The organism is Pelatocladus sp., assembly GCF_059505505.1.
This window is the reverse complement of sequence record NZ_JCACKS010000037.1, coordinates 1-16,824: the sequence shown is the minus strand read 5'-3', so window position 1 is coordinate 16,824 and position 16,824 is coordinate 1. Positions and strand designations below refer to the sequence as shown.

Sequence of the window (16,824 nt, the reverse complement as noted above, 5' to 3'; positions counted from 1 at the left end):
TGTCGTTTAAGGTTTACTATCACACGCTGGAGTTTTTTGGCTTGTGTGCGCCTTGCCAGTTGGAAGTTCCTCAATCTCTGAATGAGGATGAAACTAATCGAATACCAGTTGAATTAAGCTCACACTCCTAACTGTCGTAGCATTGCTTCTACTCTAGCCACACTACCTGTATGTTTAGAAAAAAGGGCATGGACATTGTTGGAACCGAACAATGGAAAGGGTAGACCTTCGCCCCAAAAAAGTAGGCTGATGGGAGATGGAAAGGTAAAACTTAACTATCACTACTCACAGTTGCAAACAAACTCTTAGTCACTCTATTGTTGCATCAACACCCGCTAATAACAGAGGAAAATTATGAGCATTTGGTGAATGCATTGCCTGAATTCCCAAATTAGCACGATTGATTAAATCTGCATTCGTAGGAATAACATGACCAACTCTATCTAAAACTGATTGATTGAAATTGAATCCATTCAAGTTAAACGCCATTGTACTTACACCTAATGCTGTAAACCAAATTCCAATAGTTGGTAGCAGTGTCAAGTAAATATGGACATCACGCTTACTATTCACAGCCAAGCTACGAAAGGTTAAACGTCCCAAGAAAGCGGCATGACTGGCAAATAAGTTGTAAGTTTCTGTTTCTTGACCAAACTTATATCCAGCGTTGGCAGATTCAACTTCGCTTGTCTGGCGTATCAAACTTGATGTCACAAGAGAACCGTGCAACGCACTTAGCAAAGAACCACCAAAAACACCAGCAACACCCAACATATGAAAAGGATGCATCAGGATATTGTGTTCAGCTTGAAAAGCAAGCATAAAGTGGAAAGTACCAGTAATTCCTAAAGGCATTCCCTCAGAAAAGCTACCTTGACCAATGGGATAAATGAGAAAAATGGCAGTTGCAGCCGCAGCAGGAGCAGAAAAAGCAACACAGACCCAAGGACGCATTCCTAGCCGATAACTTAATTCCCACATCCGCCCTAGATAACACCAAACACCGATGAGAAAATGCAACACAATTAACTGGTAAGAACCACCGTTATAAAGCCATTCCTCAATATTCCCCGCTTCCCAAACTGGATAAAAATGCAGTCCAACCGCAGCAGAGGTAGGTATCACAGCAGCTGTGATGATATTGTTACCACCTAAGATTGAGCCTGCAATTGGCTCCCGAATTCCATCCATATCTACAGGAGGTGCGACGGTAAAGGCAAGGATGAAACAAATAGCAGCTGCCAAGAGAGTAGGAATCATCAGCACACCAAACCAGCCGATGTAAATTCGATTCTCTACGCTGGTAATCCAGTTACAAAAGTATTCCCAGCGCTTGAATATCGCTAGTTCACGAGTCTGTTGAATGATTTCGTTCATCTATAAGACTCCTATTATTAATTTCTTTTACAAGATTATTCTCATTTTTATCTCATTTTATTTTCATTTTTATCTCATTTTTACATAACTTCATATTTGTCTTAAAAAATATCTATGGATAAACCTTGAATTTTCTTGATTTGCTGGAATTAAAACCAAAACATGATGTATGGCTACTTTTTCATTTTTGTTTCATTTTTGCTCGCTCTATGGTAGAGTCATTTAAAAATGAGAAAATTATGAAATAGATATAAATGAAAATAAATTTCAACAATCCACGACTGCCGCAGCATGTACCCTCGTTGATTGTTGCATCTGGGTTACTATTAGGATTTTGGCTGAGTGGATGCAGCCCTAAGTCGGCTGATCAACAGTCCCAAATAACTGCTACGCCAGAAGCAACCAATGCTGTGAATCCAGCAAAACAAGACAAAAAGGTAATCCTCACAACTTTCACTGTCATTGCAGATATGGCGCGAAATGTAGCGGTTGACAAGGCGATTGTCGAATCAATTATCAAGCCGGGTTCAGAGATTCATGGTTACGAACCCACCCCTAGCGATTTAGTTAGGGCAAAATCAGCTGACCTTATCTTGGATAATGGTCTGAATTTGGAACGCTGGGCAGAGAAATTTTATAATAGCGTTCCCAAGGTTCCCCATATTACTCTGAGCGATGGAATAAAACCTGTAGAAATTGCAGAGGATGCTTACAAAGGTAAACCGAATCCCCATGCGTGGATGTCACCACAAAATGCTTTGATTTATGTAGAAAATATACGCAAAGCATTGGTAGATTTAGACCCAGCAAATGCAGACACTTACAATGCTAATGCTCAAGCATACAGTCAGAAGATTAAGGCAATTGACCAAAACCTGCGAAAAGAGGTGTCAGTGGTTCCTCTAGATAAACGCTACATGGTCAGTTGTGAAGGGGCGTTTTCTTACATCACCCGTGATTATGGTTTGAAAGAAGTTTATCTGTGGGCAGTGAATTCAGAACAACAAGCCACTCCTAAGCAGGTAGAAAAGGTGATTAATACTGTTCGGGCAAATAAAATACCCACAATCTTCTGTGAAAGTACGGTAAGCGATGAAGCGCAAAAGGAAGTTGCTAATGCTACAGGCGCAAAATTTGGTGGAGTGTTCTATGTAGATTCCCTCTCTCCATCAGATGGGCCAGCATCGACTTATCTCAAGTTGCTTGAATATAACGTGAATACGTTGATTAAAGGTTTGCAGGGGAATTAGGGGGAGTAGAGGAGATGAGGAGGACAAGGGAGAAATAATTAATAACCCTTAACTCTTGACAAATGACAACTGACAAAAAATTATGGACTCAATCAGTATTGATGTTGAAAATGTAACAGTCTCTTACCACGGTAAAGTGGCTTTGCATAGTGCTTCTTTACAACTCAAAGCCGGTTCAATTTGTGGGTTGGTGGGGATGAATGGTAGCGGGAAATCAACCTTATTTAAGGCAATTATGGGATTTGTGAAGCCGATAACGGGGAGGGTACTAATTAACGGCTTGCCGATCAGAATGGTACAAAAAAATAACCTAGTGGCGTATGTACCACAGTCAGAAGAAGTGGACTGGAATTTCCCGGTGAGTGTCCGCAATGTGGTGATGATGGGACGCTATGGGTACATGAATATATTGAGAATTCCTGGAGTAACGGATAAACAGGTTGTTCGGGAGAGTTTGGAAAGGGTAGAGATGTGGTCAATGCGCGATCGCCAAATTGGGGAACTTTCTGGTGGACAAAAGAAACGTGCCTTTTTTGCTCGTGCTTTGGCGCAACAAGGAACAGTTCTACTGTTAGATGAACCATTCACAGGGGTAGATATCAAAACAGAAAAAGCCATGATTGACCTGTTACTGGAATTACGAGATACGGGTAACACAATTTTGGTTTCTACCCATGACTTAGCATCAATCACTACCTTCTGTGACCAAGTAGTCCTGATCAATCGCACTATTCTAGCCTACGGCGATACCAATGAAGTTTTCACACAGGAGAATCTTTCTCGCACCTTTGGCGGTTCTCTGAGTGATTTACCGTTTAGTAAAAGCCAGATAAGTCGTGAAAACCTGGAGGAAGTGTAATGCAATTGCTACAGTGGTTTATCGCTCCCTTGGAAAATGAATTCATGGTCAAGGCAATTCTCGTCAGTGCCTTAGTTGGTATGGTCTGTTCAGTCCTATCTTGTTACATGACACTCAAAGGTTGGGCATTGATGGGGGATGCAGTTTCTCACGCGGTTATGCCTGGGGTGGTGATTGCTTATATTTTGAAAATACCCTTTGCTGTTGGTGCGTTTGTATTTGGCGTGGGTTCAGTGATTGCGATTGGTTTCATCAAGGCAAAGACAAGAATTAAGGAAGATACAGTGATTGGACTGGTGTTTACAGGGTTCTTTGCTTTGGGATTGGTGCTAATTTCTAAAACACCAAGCAGCATAGATTTGACACACATCCTGTTTGGCAATGTTCTGGGTATTTCTCAACCAGATATTATCCAGACGGTGATTATTAGCATCATTACTTTAGTGGTGATCGCAGTCCTTCGTAAAGACCTACTATTATTTTGTTTTGACCCCACCCATGCGCGTTCTATTGGTTTAAATACAGGAATGCTCTACTATATTTTGCTATCATTACTTTCCTTAACTGCCGTCGCTGGACTTCAGACAGTGGGTATTATTCTTGTTGTTGCTATGTTAGTAACTCCGGGTGCAACGGCATATTTATTAACTGACCGCTTCGACCACATGATACTCATTGCAATGGCTTCTGGGGTATTTTCGAGTGTGATGGGGACGTACATTAGCTATTACATTGATGGTGCGACTGGGGGTTGCATTGTGGTGTTGCAAACTTTGTTATTTATCGCGGCGATGATATTTGCACCCAAGCATGGTTTGTTGGTTAGAGCAAAGAAACAGCGTGTTATTTCTTGATGTTTTTGTTTACAGTAGGATGGAGATTTTTGACTTTTATTCTAAGTAATATTACTCCAAAAACGTAACTCAATAATAAACTTATCCGCTAATTAATCTGTAAGCCTTATAAATCAAGCTAAAAATTATAGATGCAAAATCTTTATGGTTTAGGGGCAATAGTGACAGGCTTGATAACCATCGCTTTAGTTTATTACAAGCCCAATGCTTATTGGGACAAACATAGCGTTAGATTTGTAAGAAACTTGATTGGTGATGAAGCTACAACTATTCTATATAGCATGATTGGGTTGTTGTTTATTATGATTGGATTTTTTGTCTTGTTAAGAGTTAATCTATAAAGCAAATATTTAGATCCCTTAAGTGTCTGATTTTATCTAAATCAGAGTACATTAATCAATAGGGAGCATCCCAATTTTTGAAAAAAACAAAAGGGAGAAATTTACTTCGCGAGTCAATCTCGCGAAGTAAATGGGGCTGTACTTTTACTCCTACTGCTGGCAGAATGGTGGAAGTTATGGAGTTGGGAAGATTGTTAAAACAATGACACCAGAAGAAAAACAACGTTTAGACGCTTGCGTCAAAGAGATTGCTTCAATTTTGTACACAAACACGCCACCCGAAAAAATCGAAACCTTTGAAGGTATCGAAACAGCGGTTCGTGACCAAGTTCTGGAACACGTCAGCCCAAAAATCAGCTTTTTTTTATCGGAGAAAAAACGGGAACAACTCTAGGGTATAAGAGAACTATAAGAAGTTGCGTTGGTAAAATTTTAATCACTTCCACCCAAGCATCGCGTTTGGGAATTGAGCCGTATCAAAGACTCAGCCCCATGCTGTCCAAGTGTTGTTTGTTACTAGCAGCCAACTAGTCATTCCAAGATGCAGAAAAAGACCTGAAAGTTCTTACTGGGATAGAAGTTGGTCACAGTACACATCACCGCCAAGTAAAAAAAGTAGACCTATCACCACCCAACGTTAAACAGAAACTAACGGAAGTTTGCCTTGATGGTGGAAAAGTTAGGTTACGTTCAGAAAAAAAAGGTCAGTCCGCGTACTGGAAAGAGTATAAAACAGGACGATTGCAGGGGATATATTACGGAGCCTTTTTTCAAGACAATATCTCTTTAACTGATTGGATAAATACTCAAAACATTGGTAAAACTCTTTATTGCTTGGGAGATGGTCATGACGGAATCTGGAACTTGTTTGAAGCGATCGCTGATCAAAATATTCGTCTGGAAATACTTGATTGGTATCACTTGAAAGAAAATCTTTATAGAATCGAAGCTCCAAAAAAGTTTTTGGACAAAATTGAAACGCTACTTTGATATGGACAAACCGACTGTGTACTCAAAGCTCTGTGTAACAGAAAGTATAATGGTGTGACTAACTTTACTCACTATTTAGAAAAACATCGACACCGTATAGTCAACTATATGTACTTCCAAGCGGAGCAATTAAGCTCGATAGGTTCTGGGGCTGTAGAGTCTGCGGTAAAGCAAATCGATAAAAGGCTACAAATTGTAGGAGCGCAGTGGAAGTATGAAAATTTACCACAAATGCTATCCCTACGCTGCGCCTACTTGAATGGGCAACTCGCTGCAAAATCTTAAAAAAATAAAATATTACGGGTAAAAAGAGAAATCCCTATATCTTCGCGAGTTACCATCGCGAATAAGATTTGGTGTCCTATTTTTATGTCCCGACCAACATCAAACGATATTGAACAGGATAAACTGGCTCGCTTCGACCGTGTGAAAGCGGCAATTAAGGTGCTAGAAAAACAACAGAAACAATTACTAAAGCAGGGAGAACTTGCGCCAGAAGGCTCTTGGGTTGCACGCTACCAAGTACGACAAAATACGAAGAGGTATTGGTACTACAAGTTACAAGTGCCTCAACCATACTTTCAATCTCGCACATCGGAGAAAAAGAGTAAATACAAGCATTTGGGAAAAGCTGGTACGGATGCCCACTTAGATGCCTTCATGTCTGTTTTAAGACGAAGTATTTTTGATGAATTGAAAAAAGCAATTAGTGTTTTGGATGATTGTTTGCTCGACATTACTGGATCTGAACAAGAAGAAGATGAATCTCAGGATTAATCACCCTACTAATTCGCGAGAAATGATCGCTAATTAGTTTTCTCCCTTCTTGTCTTTTTTAAAAATTGGGATGCTCCCAATCAATATAGGCATTAACGTTACTCCATTTGAGTAATATCACACGTCGGTAGGTTTTCGTTGAGAGAAGTGCAGCTTTCTTAAAATTTCATAAATTTTCATAATGATTATTATTATCTTCATCTCCAATCCTTCAAAATGATTATTATTATCTTCATGTCCATAATTTTTCTACTTTGAGAGTTGATGGAAATAACTGTTTTTGAAGATAATGCACTAGCTTTGGGCGAACTTGTCATTGCTCTGATGAGCAAAGGCGGGACAGGTAAGACGTTCACCTCACTCGGTCTGATTCAATCTTTGAGAAGACTAGGAGAATCTTTGATTGTCGCAGATGCAGATCCGAACAGATCGCTCTCGCGCTACCTTTGTTCTCACTATCTTGGATATGGAGAAAAGGAACTTCAGAAACTTCCTCTCATCACTCAAGCTGAGAAGGACTTTTATGAGTTTCAAGAACTCTTGAGGGAGCAGACTTACCGCGAGTTCTACGGTACTTCATTCGATGAAGTCAAAAAATTCTCTATTGATCCAGTAGACTCATTCACCGAAAAATATGTAAAAACCCTCAGTGACGGGCTAGCGTTGATGTCGGTAGGAACTACTGCACTGCGGATGGAAGAACTTTACTCTACCCGTTGCTCTCATGCCACACTTAATCCGCTAAAAGCTTGGTTGGCGCTGTGTACAAATGGGATTGTAGTTCTCGACTGCGGCGGTGGAGAGGATGCAGGACGATTTGGTCTACCTATAGGAGCCGATGTGGTTGTTGTAGTGGTTGAGGCGACACCCGACTCTGTGGCAATTTCAGAAGATATCCGCGCCATTGACGAAGAGTTAGGAATTCCAGTGGTGTATGTTTTAAATAAATGCCTTAACCAATTCCCAGAAGTGGAGGCTTTTGAGAAAGAACACTCTACCAGAATAGTTGGAAAAATTCCGTTTCTGCCCTCTATTTACGGCAAGAATCTTCTTGATACTTTTGACGAAGTTGAAGGAATTTTTACCCAAATTCTTAATCAGATTCTCTCTCAAAAGTTAAGTTCTCCTCTTGAGCGGTGGTCAAGAATACTTAGGTGGCAAAACCGTTTGCAGAAACAACGTGAGTTAATGAAAATTTAGTCGTAAATACTAGGAGGTTAAATTCTTTACGATTCCAGATTTATGTTCTGATTGAAGCTAGAAGAGGGAAGTTTTATCAGAACACAAGGGTAGGAGTTTATCAATCAAGAGAATTCCATCGAGATGGTCGATTTCGTGTTGAATGACAATGGATAATACCCCATCAGCAGTGAGGGAAAAAGCACGATTTTCTCGATCAAATGCTGAAAGTGTAACTTGATTAAATCGCTTGACAACTCCACGCTGCCCTTGAATGCTAAGGCATCCCTCTTCTGAATCAATAACAGGCTTTTGGTATGTTATTACAGGATTAATGATGCACAAGATATCTTCAGGTTTAATCTCTTGTGTCTTGTCACCAAAGATGCGTTTTTGATTAAGAACAAAAACCCTTTTTAACTCTCCAATCTGAGGAGCAGCTAATCCCATTGACTTATGTTCAAGCATTGTATCTACCAAGTCATCAACCAAAGTTTGAAGCTCTTGATCAAATTTTTCTACCTTGATCGAAGGTTTCCTTAATAAGGAATTGGGATGAGAGATAATTGTTTTGATTGCCATACATTGAAATTAAAGAATTAATTTAGATCCGACATCCGACATTGGTACTAGATTAGCTTAATTTTTAAGTATTAATTTATTATCAGTATTGACAAAGAAGAATATGATATTACCATTTTCCATCTGGACAGTTAGAAGCTTCAAGATTAGCCTTTATCATCATCAAACATCCACATATAGTACAACGCTTTGCTTGAGCATCAAATTTTTCACAAGTTGAGCATATTTCTAGTCTTTTTTTAACGGTATTTCTGTAAGCTGTTGCGCTTTTAATTTACATATTCATTATGGCCTGATTAATGACTCAAATCCTCTTCGCTTCTGCCTCCTGCCTTCTGCCTTCTGCCTTGCTGTTGTGCATTTTTAATGCATAACAGCTTAAGCGATCGCTCTATCACCACATAATCCCTGATTGACAGTTTTATATGCTTCTCCAAGGAGGTTTTTAAGCATTTGATAATTGCTTGGGTAAGGAGGTGGTGAAGATTTAATCATCTAGAACATCCTAATTTATAAAAAAGTACCTGAATAAGTACTTGACTTCAGATACTCAAATTATTCTCTCTAAAAAATGGTAATTACTAAAATTTCTCAACCAACTAAGAAACGGGTCACTGGCACGAATTTATAGAAGGCGTACTCATACCATACAGTCCAAATAAAATCCCTAATCCAGGTAGTCCGCATTTGGGGACGAATCTGGTAATTAAAAGATGTATCAGTAGCACCAACTCTCGCCATCGCGTGGTTACATCCACAACCATGCTCTTGGAAAAATCCGTGCTTAGAAGAGATGCTTTGCACCATTAGTTGGATGGGAAACACCTTTTGTCCATGCAAAGAAGCATCCCAAGCACGAGCATTTTTTCTGTCCTCTTCACTGAATCTTAATGGACGAACTTCAGAAACTTCTTTCCTCGAGATCGGAGCTAGGTGTACATGATAAAAAGAAGCTGGAAGGTCATATCCGAATTCCTCAAAGAGGTCTTTCCCAATTTCGATAATTTTCTTACGTTCAACATAATCTTCTTGTTCTCGATCAAGCTCTTTCTCAATTAAGTCAAAATTTGGATACTTATTAATGTCAAAATCTTCTCCATAAAACTCAAGCGTTTTCCAAGCAAGTTTACCAAATATTTCACAAAAAGCTGGCTTGCAATCTAGGAAATCTGCCGATTCATTGAATAAGTCAACATCGCCACGAGACATCTTGTGAAGAAAAAGTTGTGCCATCTTCACATATACTTGTGGGTCAGAAAGTTTTGTATTAGATTTTCCTGCATTAATATCTTGCCAGGACTGAGGAAGCTGATTAACAGGTATCGCTTGTTCACCTTCAATCAGATATGTACTCTCTCCAAAAGGTAACGAATTTCTGATAGTGGTGAACATATCTGCTTGGTTTACCAGATTTGCTGTCTTTTGCTCCATCAATTTTTCACTAGCGTTTAGTGACATGTATCTTTCCTTTGTTGAGTCACATGGTCAAGTGTAACCTATTTGCTGAGTATGATAATCATTTTTATAAAACAAGGACGGCAAAATCGAGATGTAGATGCACTCGCAGCAGTAAATAGAACTACTGTCGTTGCAGGTTAATCATACGTTGGAAAAACCTGACGGTTGGCTCTTTCACTTCTGGCCGAGTCAACAAACCTTGAGAAGGACTCAACAGAAATGCCAATAGAAAAAATCCGCACACTACCAAAACAATTGTTGCTCCTGATGGAGCATCCAGATGATAACTCAGATACATACCAATCACACTGCCACTTACCCCAATTACAGATCCTAAAATCATCATCAAATGCAGTTCTCTAACCAACAAATAGGCGGTGCTAGCAGGTGCGACGAGCATCGCAATCACAAGTAACGCCCCCACGGTTTGCAAACTTGCCACAACTGTCAGAGTCATCGCGACTATTAAACCCAAATGATACCACCGCACAGGCAACCCATCTGCTTGCGCTCCTAAAGGGTCAAAAGTATAGAATAATAGTTCTTTATAAAATAGCTTTACCACAATCACAACTGCAATTGTGATTGCTAAAGTCATGATCAAATCCCCCTGGCTAATCCCCAAAATATTGCCAAACAGAATATCCATCAAATCAAGCTTGTTTGCACCAGGTAAGACACTGAGCAAAGTGACACCAATTGCTGTAAAGTCTGAGAGAATCAATGCCATAGCTGTGTCAAGTTTAATTCGAGATTGAGACTGAATCCATGCTAAACCCAGCGCACTCACCACACCTGCTACAAATGCTCCTACTGAAAGAGAAATACCCATGACAAAAGCGATAGGTAATCCTGCCAAGATGGAATGAGAAATCGCATGAGCCATCATACCCATCTGTTGCACAACCATGTAGCTACCGACGACTGCACATAGAATACCCATCAAGATGCCAATCAAAATGGCACTCCGCATAAAATCTAATTTGAGTGGGTCAATCAACCAATCCAACATATACTCAGTTATCAGTTATCAGTTATCAGTTATCAGTTGTTCACTGATTTGGTCACGCAACAACAAGACGTAAGGAAATACCGTAAGTCTGTTGAATATTAGTAGCAGTTAATACTTCTTGGCGACAACCAAAGGCAATTAGTTGCTTGTTAAGCAGTAAAAGCTGATCGTAGTAATTTAAGGTTTCGCCAAGGTCGTGATTGATGACTAGCAAGGTTTTTCCTTGAACCTTGAGTTCCTCAAAGACTTCAAAGATAATATCTTCAGTCCGACGGTCTATCCCTGTGAATGGCTCATCAAATATAAACAGGTCGGCTTGCTTTGCTAAAGAACGCGCCAAAAAGACTCGCTGTTGTTGTCCTCCCGATAGTTCTCCAATTTGGCGATCGCGCAAATCTAGGATTCCCACACGTTCCAACGCCGCCTTTGCCAACTCCTCAGACATCCGAGAAGGCTTACGAAACAGTCCTGTCTTCACTGTTCTAGCCATCATCACTACATTCCATACAGTTGTAGGGTAATCCCAATCAATATTGGCTCGCTGGGGAACATACGCTACTTTTGACAGATTTAGTCGTAATGGCTTGTCACAAAACTTGACAGTACCACTGGCAATAGGAATTAGCCCTAGCATTGCTTTAACCATTGTGCTTTTCCCCGCACCATTAGGGCCAATAATGCCGACAATTTGACTAGGCTCCAACTTAAAGCTGATAGCCTCTAAAGCATAACGCCCTCGGTAACGTACAGATAAATTTTCGACTTCTACCATTCTTTAGTTCCAAAATATTAGTGAACTATCAAACAAGCTTGTAACATTTAATACTCTCTTCTTTACTCAGATAAATCGTATTGATTTCCACTTTCACTAGTAAGACTCAAGCTAAACAAAAAATATCATTAAGCTTGTCCTTTTATTTGTAATAATGATTATCAATATTGTATTATGCCTTAATTAATAGAAGTTGATTAGAGTCAAATATGTTTGACTATCCGTCATACTACAAACTACTTGAATGAAGTATGCAAGTTCTCTTGACACAAGTATTAAAAATATTTAGTGTCTGGGTATTTATCAGCCAAAGAAGATGCTTATTAAGAATTATTTTTATCTATTGTGAAAATAATAGATTGTAAAAGATTTTACAGCTGCGAGCAAGTGTCAAAAGTTATCAAGCAAGGAGAAATCATGGCGACGCATAAATACACACAAAACGAGCAAACCTTCTCAAAACGAACAGGTTTTCGTAACAATATTGAGCAATGTAGCAATAATCCCGTTCGTTTTGAGAAACCACCCCGAAAATATAATCCGCCAAGCCAAGGAATTAAAAGGTTTGCTCGTTTTGTGCAGATTTTTTCCACGGTCAAGATTCTAAAAGGGTTGAGATTACATTCATTCTGTGGCGCAACAGTACTCGCTATAACTGTTAGTTTGACGGGTTGTGGAACTACACCCGAAGCAGGAACCCCAGAAACTAATTCTGCTGCTTCATCTCCTACAATAACTCCTGTAGCAACAACAGCCGCTAATGGAAAACTGAAAGTGGTCGCATCGTACAGCGTTCCCTGTGACTTAGTGCAAGAAGTTGCACAGGATAAAGTGAATCTGCAATGCCTGATAGATGCTGGACAAGACCCCCACGTTTACGAGGCGAAGCCGAAACAGAGACAGGCAATTGATGAAGCGAATATTGTGTTTTATGGCGGGATACATTTTGAGCCTTCAATCATTGATATGGTTGAGGCAAGCAAATCTTCTGCACCAAAAATCGCTTTACACGAGTTGGCAGTTCCCGCAGAAAAACGGCTCTCTTTGGAAGAAGATGGAAAGAAAGAGGAAGATCCTCATGTTTGGCATGATGTCAAAAATGGCATCCGTATGGTACAGCTAATAGAGGAAAATTTGGGAAAAATTGATCCAGCCAATGCTGCTTTCTACGCCCAAAATGCAGATGCATTAGAAGAAAAACTAAAGAAATTAGATGCTTGGGTTCCTCAACAAATTCTGACTATTCCAGCTAATCAACGCCGCTTGGTGACGACACATGATGCTTTGGGTTACTACGCTAGAGCTTATGGTTTGAAAGTAGAAGGTACACTCTTAGGTGTTTCCACAGAGGAAGAACCAACTGCGGCGAAGGTGAATGCCCTCTCTGATGGTATAAAAGCTGCAAAAGTACCAACGATATTTGCGGAATTGACTGCCAACGATAAAGTATTGAAGACAGTAGCGAAGGAAGCAGATGTGAAAATTTCTCAAGAACCAATCGTTGCTGATGGATTGGGTGAAAAGGGTACTCCGCAAGCCACGTATCTGGGGATGATTGAGTCGAATACTTGTATTATTGCTCAGGGGCTTGGTGGTAAATGTACGCAGTTTAAACCATAATCGCTTCTCTCCCTGCTCTTTTATAAGTGTCAGGGATGCGGCTTTGCGAGGCCTCTTTGAAGGAGCGATCGCTATTGGGAATGTCAACAAGGACGACATTTTTTCACTTCTTCCACCCGACTTTAGTAGCAGAACAGATTGTTGACTTTTGGCAATCTCTATCTCAGTTGGAGTCTGAAAGTATAAGCAATAGCAATTTGAGCAATCAGAGTGAACAGATGACGCAACCTCATCAAGAAGACAAAGACCGCTTCCTTTACCCTTGCAGTCGCTACTATGGTCAAATTAAGCCAGAAAATCTAGTCTTTAAATGAAAGCAAATCAGAGTGATGGTTCACATAGTTATTTTTCTTTTTGCGCTCATTCAGAGAAGGGAATAGGAAATACCCTATCCCCACTGCCATGAACCGCGACCGTTTATTAACACCTATTCGCACTCATTTCGGTAACGAATAATATATTAATTGAGAATATTTTACATTTAAATTACTACCTTTTACTAGTATTATTAGGATTGAGTCAAACTTGTTATTAGCTTTTAAAGTTTGTAATGCTTAGTTTTTAGCTAAATTTATCCATTTATACTCAAAATCTATCTTCTTAAATTAATTAATAATATTTCTCTATATAATTAGAGTTGTTTGTCACTAAATTTCCTAGTATAGTTGTAGTTACAGTTGAAAATATATATCAATAAGTCTGGAAACAAAACCAACCAAGCAGCTAATGGTTCCATAGAGCAAATGATTTTCCTCCCCTGACGTAGCCTACCGGGTGCATCTACTAGCAATAAACCATAACTAACCGCCGTACTTGTCTTTTGTACAGCGGTTTTACTTTGAACCCACATTCCGCAGGTTGAAATAGAGATCAAGGTATTTTTTAAATAACGCTAAAATGCTTATCCTGTAAGGATTTTACCATGAAAAGCCTCTTGACAATATCATCACTTGAACCCGTTTGGTGTAAGCGCCTAGCTCTAGGCGCTTACCATCTGGCTGAAATTGACTGGTACGCGAAGCAAGACCTCTAGCAAGCCACGCGATCGCAATCAAACTAATTGAGAATAGTATCAATAAGCCACAAGTTGATGATTAGCGTTTGATGTTTCAACCATGATCGCATCCGGAGATAAATGTCTAAAAACCTTGCTATACAATAATTTGAAAAATGTCGAAAAGTTTTCGCCTACCTGCGGAATGTGGGTTTGAATAAAGTATTTTTCGATTATTATTATCACTGTTCATTTTGTAAATAGTACACCTATGCCCAGCAAGAAAGTTCATGTCCTAGAATACATTTTTAGGTAGTAATTTATACATTTTTCACAGGTGCAGGAGTAGAAACTTAAGTAATAACCTCAAACCCACTTAAGTTTGTCGAACACCAATCATTATTGATAATAATTGCAATAATTTTTTTAAGATTCGGTAAATACAATCTTTCTCAGTCTTGCATTAATAAATCATATTAATGTCAACTCAGATCAATAGAAATATAAATATTATGCTTTTATTGAGAATTTTTAGCTATAGTTATTGATATAAGTTAACAAAGTGTATTTTGGAGTACCAATCATGCAAGACGGAACTAAAGTGAATGCTGAGATGACTTTTGAGGGCGATCGCAATTCTTGGCGTTGGGGTTTTACTCCCCAAGCAGAGGTTTGGAATGGTCGTTTGGCAATGATTGGATTTTTAGCAGCAGCTTTAATTGAACTAACTTCAGGTGAAGGTTTTCTGCACTTCTGGGGCATTCTGTAAATCTTACAGGCTGAAATTTGAGTAATTCTCAGGAAACATTTTGCTCCTAATTCCACCAACACAGTTACTTCCATGTCGTTGAAGATAGAAACGACATGGATTTTTTGATTACCACCGCACTATATGAGCATTATGGACACACTAACTCTGAAAATACTTTTCATGCTTGGTTTAGTCTTTTGTTTTGTCATTCGTATTCCACATCAAAGAGAAAACAAAAAGAATGTAATTGCTGATGATCGCAAAACAACTCAAGAAAAGGCGCTACTGTTGTTGGTGTTCATCGGCATGATGATTCTGCCTTTAATCTATGTGCTGTCCTCTTGGTTAAGTGTTGCTAATTACAATTTGCCAGTTTGGGTGAACTGGTTGGGGGTGGCCACTTTCGGTGTTGCGATTTGGTTATTCTGGCGTTCTCATCATGACCTTGGTCAAAACTGGTCACCCACATTGGAAGTCAGAGAGGGACACACACTAATTAGTAATGGGGTATATCAAAAAATTCGTCATCCAATGTATACATCTGTCTTCTTGTGGTGCATTGCACAAGCACTGTAGTCTCAACTTCTCGTTCAGAGCCGTATTTGTTAAGGATTGGATTAATTAGTTTGATTGTGTATTTTGTATTGGTTTTAGTCGGGTCTGTTCCGATAAACAATACGATCATATCTATGCTAAACAATGCTGAATCAATATCAACCATTCGGGAATTGTAAGGTAGATGGGACACAATACTTTGGTTTCGTTTGCTCAGTGCTTTGATCTGTTACTGGTCGTTCCTTCATTACGCATTGAATCCGAAGGTATAGTCTCTTTCATGGCTACACAGTGTTGACTCAACAATTAAAAGCCGCAGTGATAATAAGTTTTTGAGTCTATATAAGTATATTTGCAGGGAAAAGTTCAGGTCAGAGTACAGCTTCCTGAAAGCTCTCGGTTATTTGAAGGAGCCATAGAGGAAGCAACGTTCAGAAATCAATCTGTAGAACACTCTTGAAGCACATTTTTGAGAAAATCGCTATACTAATAAAAAATATTGTCATTAATCTATGGTTTTTGAACAAAAGCCATTAGGCTGTCTAAATGTGGCTAGGTTAGTTAATCTTAGGGAAAAAGCACAAAAGATTTCTGCTACAGCAGAGCGTTTACCTGACAAGGCAAAACTCCTCAAGCTTCAGGAGCGTGTTCGATTGGCAACATCGGAACAGAAAAAATTACATCGTCAGATAGACGCAATTTCTGAAAGAACTGTATTTCAACCAATCAATTATCATTTTCATGCGCCTGTTGCTAATGTTGCTCATACTGTTGCAGGAAATTTGATAGCTAATTCAGTTCAAGATGGAGGATATATTAGTGAGTGCTAAGTTTAACTTCTACGGAACAGTAGGTAATGTTGCGGACAATGTTCAAGGAAATCAAGAAGCAACTTTGTACATATCCGAACAGCAGAAGAGTTTGGTTGAGGTGGCAGAAGAAATTCAAAATCTCTTTGATTATTTGGAGCAATCTAACCCAACTTTGATTGAAGTTCAGAGAAAAGTCAAGCAAGCTGTTGAGCATAATTCAAGTCTTAAAGATCCTAATGCGATTGAATTAGCTATTAAAAATAGCCCAACACTTCAAGCTAGATTAAGAAATGCTTTGACAGCAGCAAGCCTTGAAGCTATAAAGGTGATTTTTGCTCCGGCAGGTATTTTAATTGAGGCAGTGAGAGCTTGGATTTATCCAAGTTGAAGCAATAAATTATCTTGGTGTAGGAGTTAAGTATGCGTCTTCTTATCTGGACAGATACATTTTTTCAATATGTTCAGGAAACCCTAGATAATCATGTTGAGTCCGTATTTAGCTTAATTTCAAGAGGTATAGTTGAGGGGTGCATTTTACAAAAAACTTATAGGGAGATCGCTCTGGATGACGAACTGATAGATTGGAATGAACTACCTACGCACTCCGCTTGCGCTACGTGCGAGGTTTCTGACGCTTCAAC

General features: G+C 39.3%; 17 protein-coding genes and 1 pseudogene. 13 read left to right on the top strand and 5 right to left on the bottom strand.

Annotation, left to right across the window (positions count from 1 at the left end):
* Window positions 1-309: 309 nt before the first annotated feature.
* The gene (gene psbA / locus AC5JMK_RS04060) at window positions 310-1,377 is read right to left on the bottom strand and encodes a photosystem II q(b) protein (RefSeq protein WP_495909456.1); all 1,068 of its coding nucleotides are present in this window, start codon (window positions 1,375-1,377) and stop codon (window positions 310-312) included.
* 254 nt (window positions 1,378-1,631) lie between these two features.
* Here psbA and AC5JMK_RS04055 point away from each other — a divergent pair, with 254 nt between their 5' ends.
* From AC5JMK_RS04055 to AC5JMK_RS04030, 6 genes and pseudogenes are all read left to right on the top strand, one after another.
* On the top strand, window positions 1,632-2,627 hold the full coding sequence (locus AC5JMK_RS04055; RefSeq protein WP_495909455.1) for a metal ABC transporter substrate-binding protein: 996 nt from the start codon (window positions 1,632-1,634) through the stop codon (window positions 2,625-2,627).
* A gap of 82 nt (window positions 2,628-2,709) precedes the next feature.
* On the top strand, window positions 2,710-3,486 hold the full coding sequence (locus AC5JMK_RS04050) for a metal ABC transporter ATP-binding protein (protein WP_495909454.1): 777 nt from the start codon (window positions 2,710-2,712) through the stop codon (window positions 3,484-3,486).
* A complete protein-coding gene (locus AC5JMK_RS04045; RefSeq protein ID WP_495909453.1) occupies window positions 3,486-4,340 on the top strand; it encodes a metal ABC transporter permease in 855 nt (284 codons plus the stop codon). The genes AC5JMK_RS04050 and AC5JMK_RS04045 overlap by 1 nt, the downstream gene beginning before the upstream one ends.
* A gap of 543 nt (window positions 4,341-4,883) precedes the next feature.
* A pseudogene (locus tag AC5JMK_RS04040) lies at window positions 4,884-5,956 on the top strand (ISKra4 family transposase).
* Between the two features lie 84 nt (window positions 5,957-6,040).
* The gene (locus AC5JMK_RS04035) at window positions 6,041-6,448 is read left to right on the top strand and encodes a transposase (protein WP_495909452.1); all 408 of its coding nucleotides are present in this window, start codon (window positions 6,041-6,043) and stop codon (window positions 6,446-6,448) included.
* 264 nt (window positions 6,449-6,712) lie between these two features.
* The gene (locus AC5JMK_RS04030) at window positions 6,713-7,648 is read left to right on the top strand and encodes a nucleotide-binding protein (RefSeq protein WP_495909451.1); all 936 of its coding nucleotides are present in this window, start codon (window positions 6,713-6,715) and stop codon (window positions 7,646-7,648) included.
* Between the two features lie 57 nt (window positions 7,649-7,705).
* Here AC5JMK_RS04030 and def read toward each other — a convergent pair whose 3' ends face one another.
* From def to AC5JMK_RS04010, 4 genes are all read right to left on the bottom strand, one after another.
* On the bottom strand, window positions 7,706-8,209 hold the full coding sequence (gene def / locus AC5JMK_RS04025; protein ID WP_495909450.1) for a peptide deformylase: 504 nt from the start codon (window positions 8,207-8,209) through the stop codon (window positions 7,706-7,708).
* Between the two features lie 591 nt (window positions 8,210-8,800).
* Window positions 8,801-9,667, bottom strand: coding sequence for a hypothetical protein (locus AC5JMK_RS04020; protein WP_495909449.1), 867 nt, complete (start codon window positions 9,665-9,667; stop codon window positions 8,801-8,803).
* Between the two features lie 121 nt (window positions 9,668-9,788).
* Window positions 9,789-10,679, bottom strand: coding sequence for a metal ABC transporter permease (locus tag AC5JMK_RS04015; RefSeq protein ID WP_495909448.1), 891 nt, complete (start codon window positions 10,677-10,679; stop codon window positions 9,789-9,791).
* Between the two features lie 52 nt (window positions 10,680-10,731).
* A complete protein-coding gene (locus AC5JMK_RS04010) occupies window positions 10,732-11,451 on the bottom strand; it encodes a metal ABC transporter ATP-binding protein (RefSeq protein ID WP_495909447.1) in 720 nt (239 codons plus the stop codon).
* A 417-nt stretch (window positions 11,452-11,868) separates the two neighbouring features.
* Between AC5JMK_RS04010 and AC5JMK_RS04005 the strand changes: the two genes are divergently transcribed.
* The 7 genes from AC5JMK_RS04005 to AC5JMK_RS03975 form a co-directional block, all read left to right on the top strand.
* The gene (locus tag AC5JMK_RS04005; RefSeq protein ID WP_495909446.1) at window positions 11,869-13,071 is read left to right on the top strand and encodes a metal ABC transporter solute-binding protein, Zn/Mn family; all 1,203 of its coding nucleotides are present in this window, start codon (window positions 11,869-11,871) and stop codon (window positions 13,069-13,071) included.
* Window positions 13,072-13,106: 35 nt separating this feature from the next.
* Window positions 13,107-13,385 carry a hypothetical protein gene (locus AC5JMK_RS04000; RefSeq protein ID WP_495909445.1) on the top strand — a complete coding sequence of 93 codons (279 nt, stop codon included), beginning with the start codon at window positions 13,107-13,109 and terminating at the stop codon, window positions 13,383-13,385.
* Between the two features lie 1,263 nt (window positions 13,386-14,648).
* Entirely contained in the window at window positions 14,649-14,834 is a 186-nt protein-coding gene (locus tag AC5JMK_RS03995) for a high light inducible protein (RefSeq protein WP_495909444.1), read from the top strand.
* A 132-nt stretch (window positions 14,835-14,966) separates the two neighbouring features.
* Window positions 14,967-15,392 (top strand): protein-S-isoprenylcysteine O-methyltransferase, encoded by a 426-nt coding sequence (locus AC5JMK_RS03990; RefSeq protein ID WP_495909443.1) that lies wholly within the window; start codon window positions 14,967-14,969, stop codon window positions 15,390-15,392.
* Window positions 15,393-15,883: 491 nt separating this feature from the next.
* The gene (locus AC5JMK_RS03985; RefSeq protein ID WP_495909442.1) at window positions 15,884-16,201 is read left to right on the top strand and encodes a hypothetical protein; all 318 of its coding nucleotides are present in this window, start codon (window positions 15,884-15,886) and stop codon (window positions 16,199-16,201) included.
* Window positions 16,191-16,571 carry a hypothetical protein gene (locus tag AC5JMK_RS03980; RefSeq protein ID WP_495909441.1) on the top strand — a complete coding sequence of 127 codons (381 nt, stop codon included), beginning with the start codon at window positions 16,191-16,193 and terminating at the stop codon, window positions 16,569-16,571. The genes AC5JMK_RS03985 and AC5JMK_RS03980 overlap by 11 nt, the downstream gene beginning before the upstream one ends.
* 32 nt (window positions 16,572-16,603) lie before the next feature.
* A partial coding sequence (locus AC5JMK_RS03975; RefSeq protein WP_495909440.1) for a hypothetical protein occupies window positions 16,604-16,824 on the top strand: 221 nt, incomplete at its 3' end.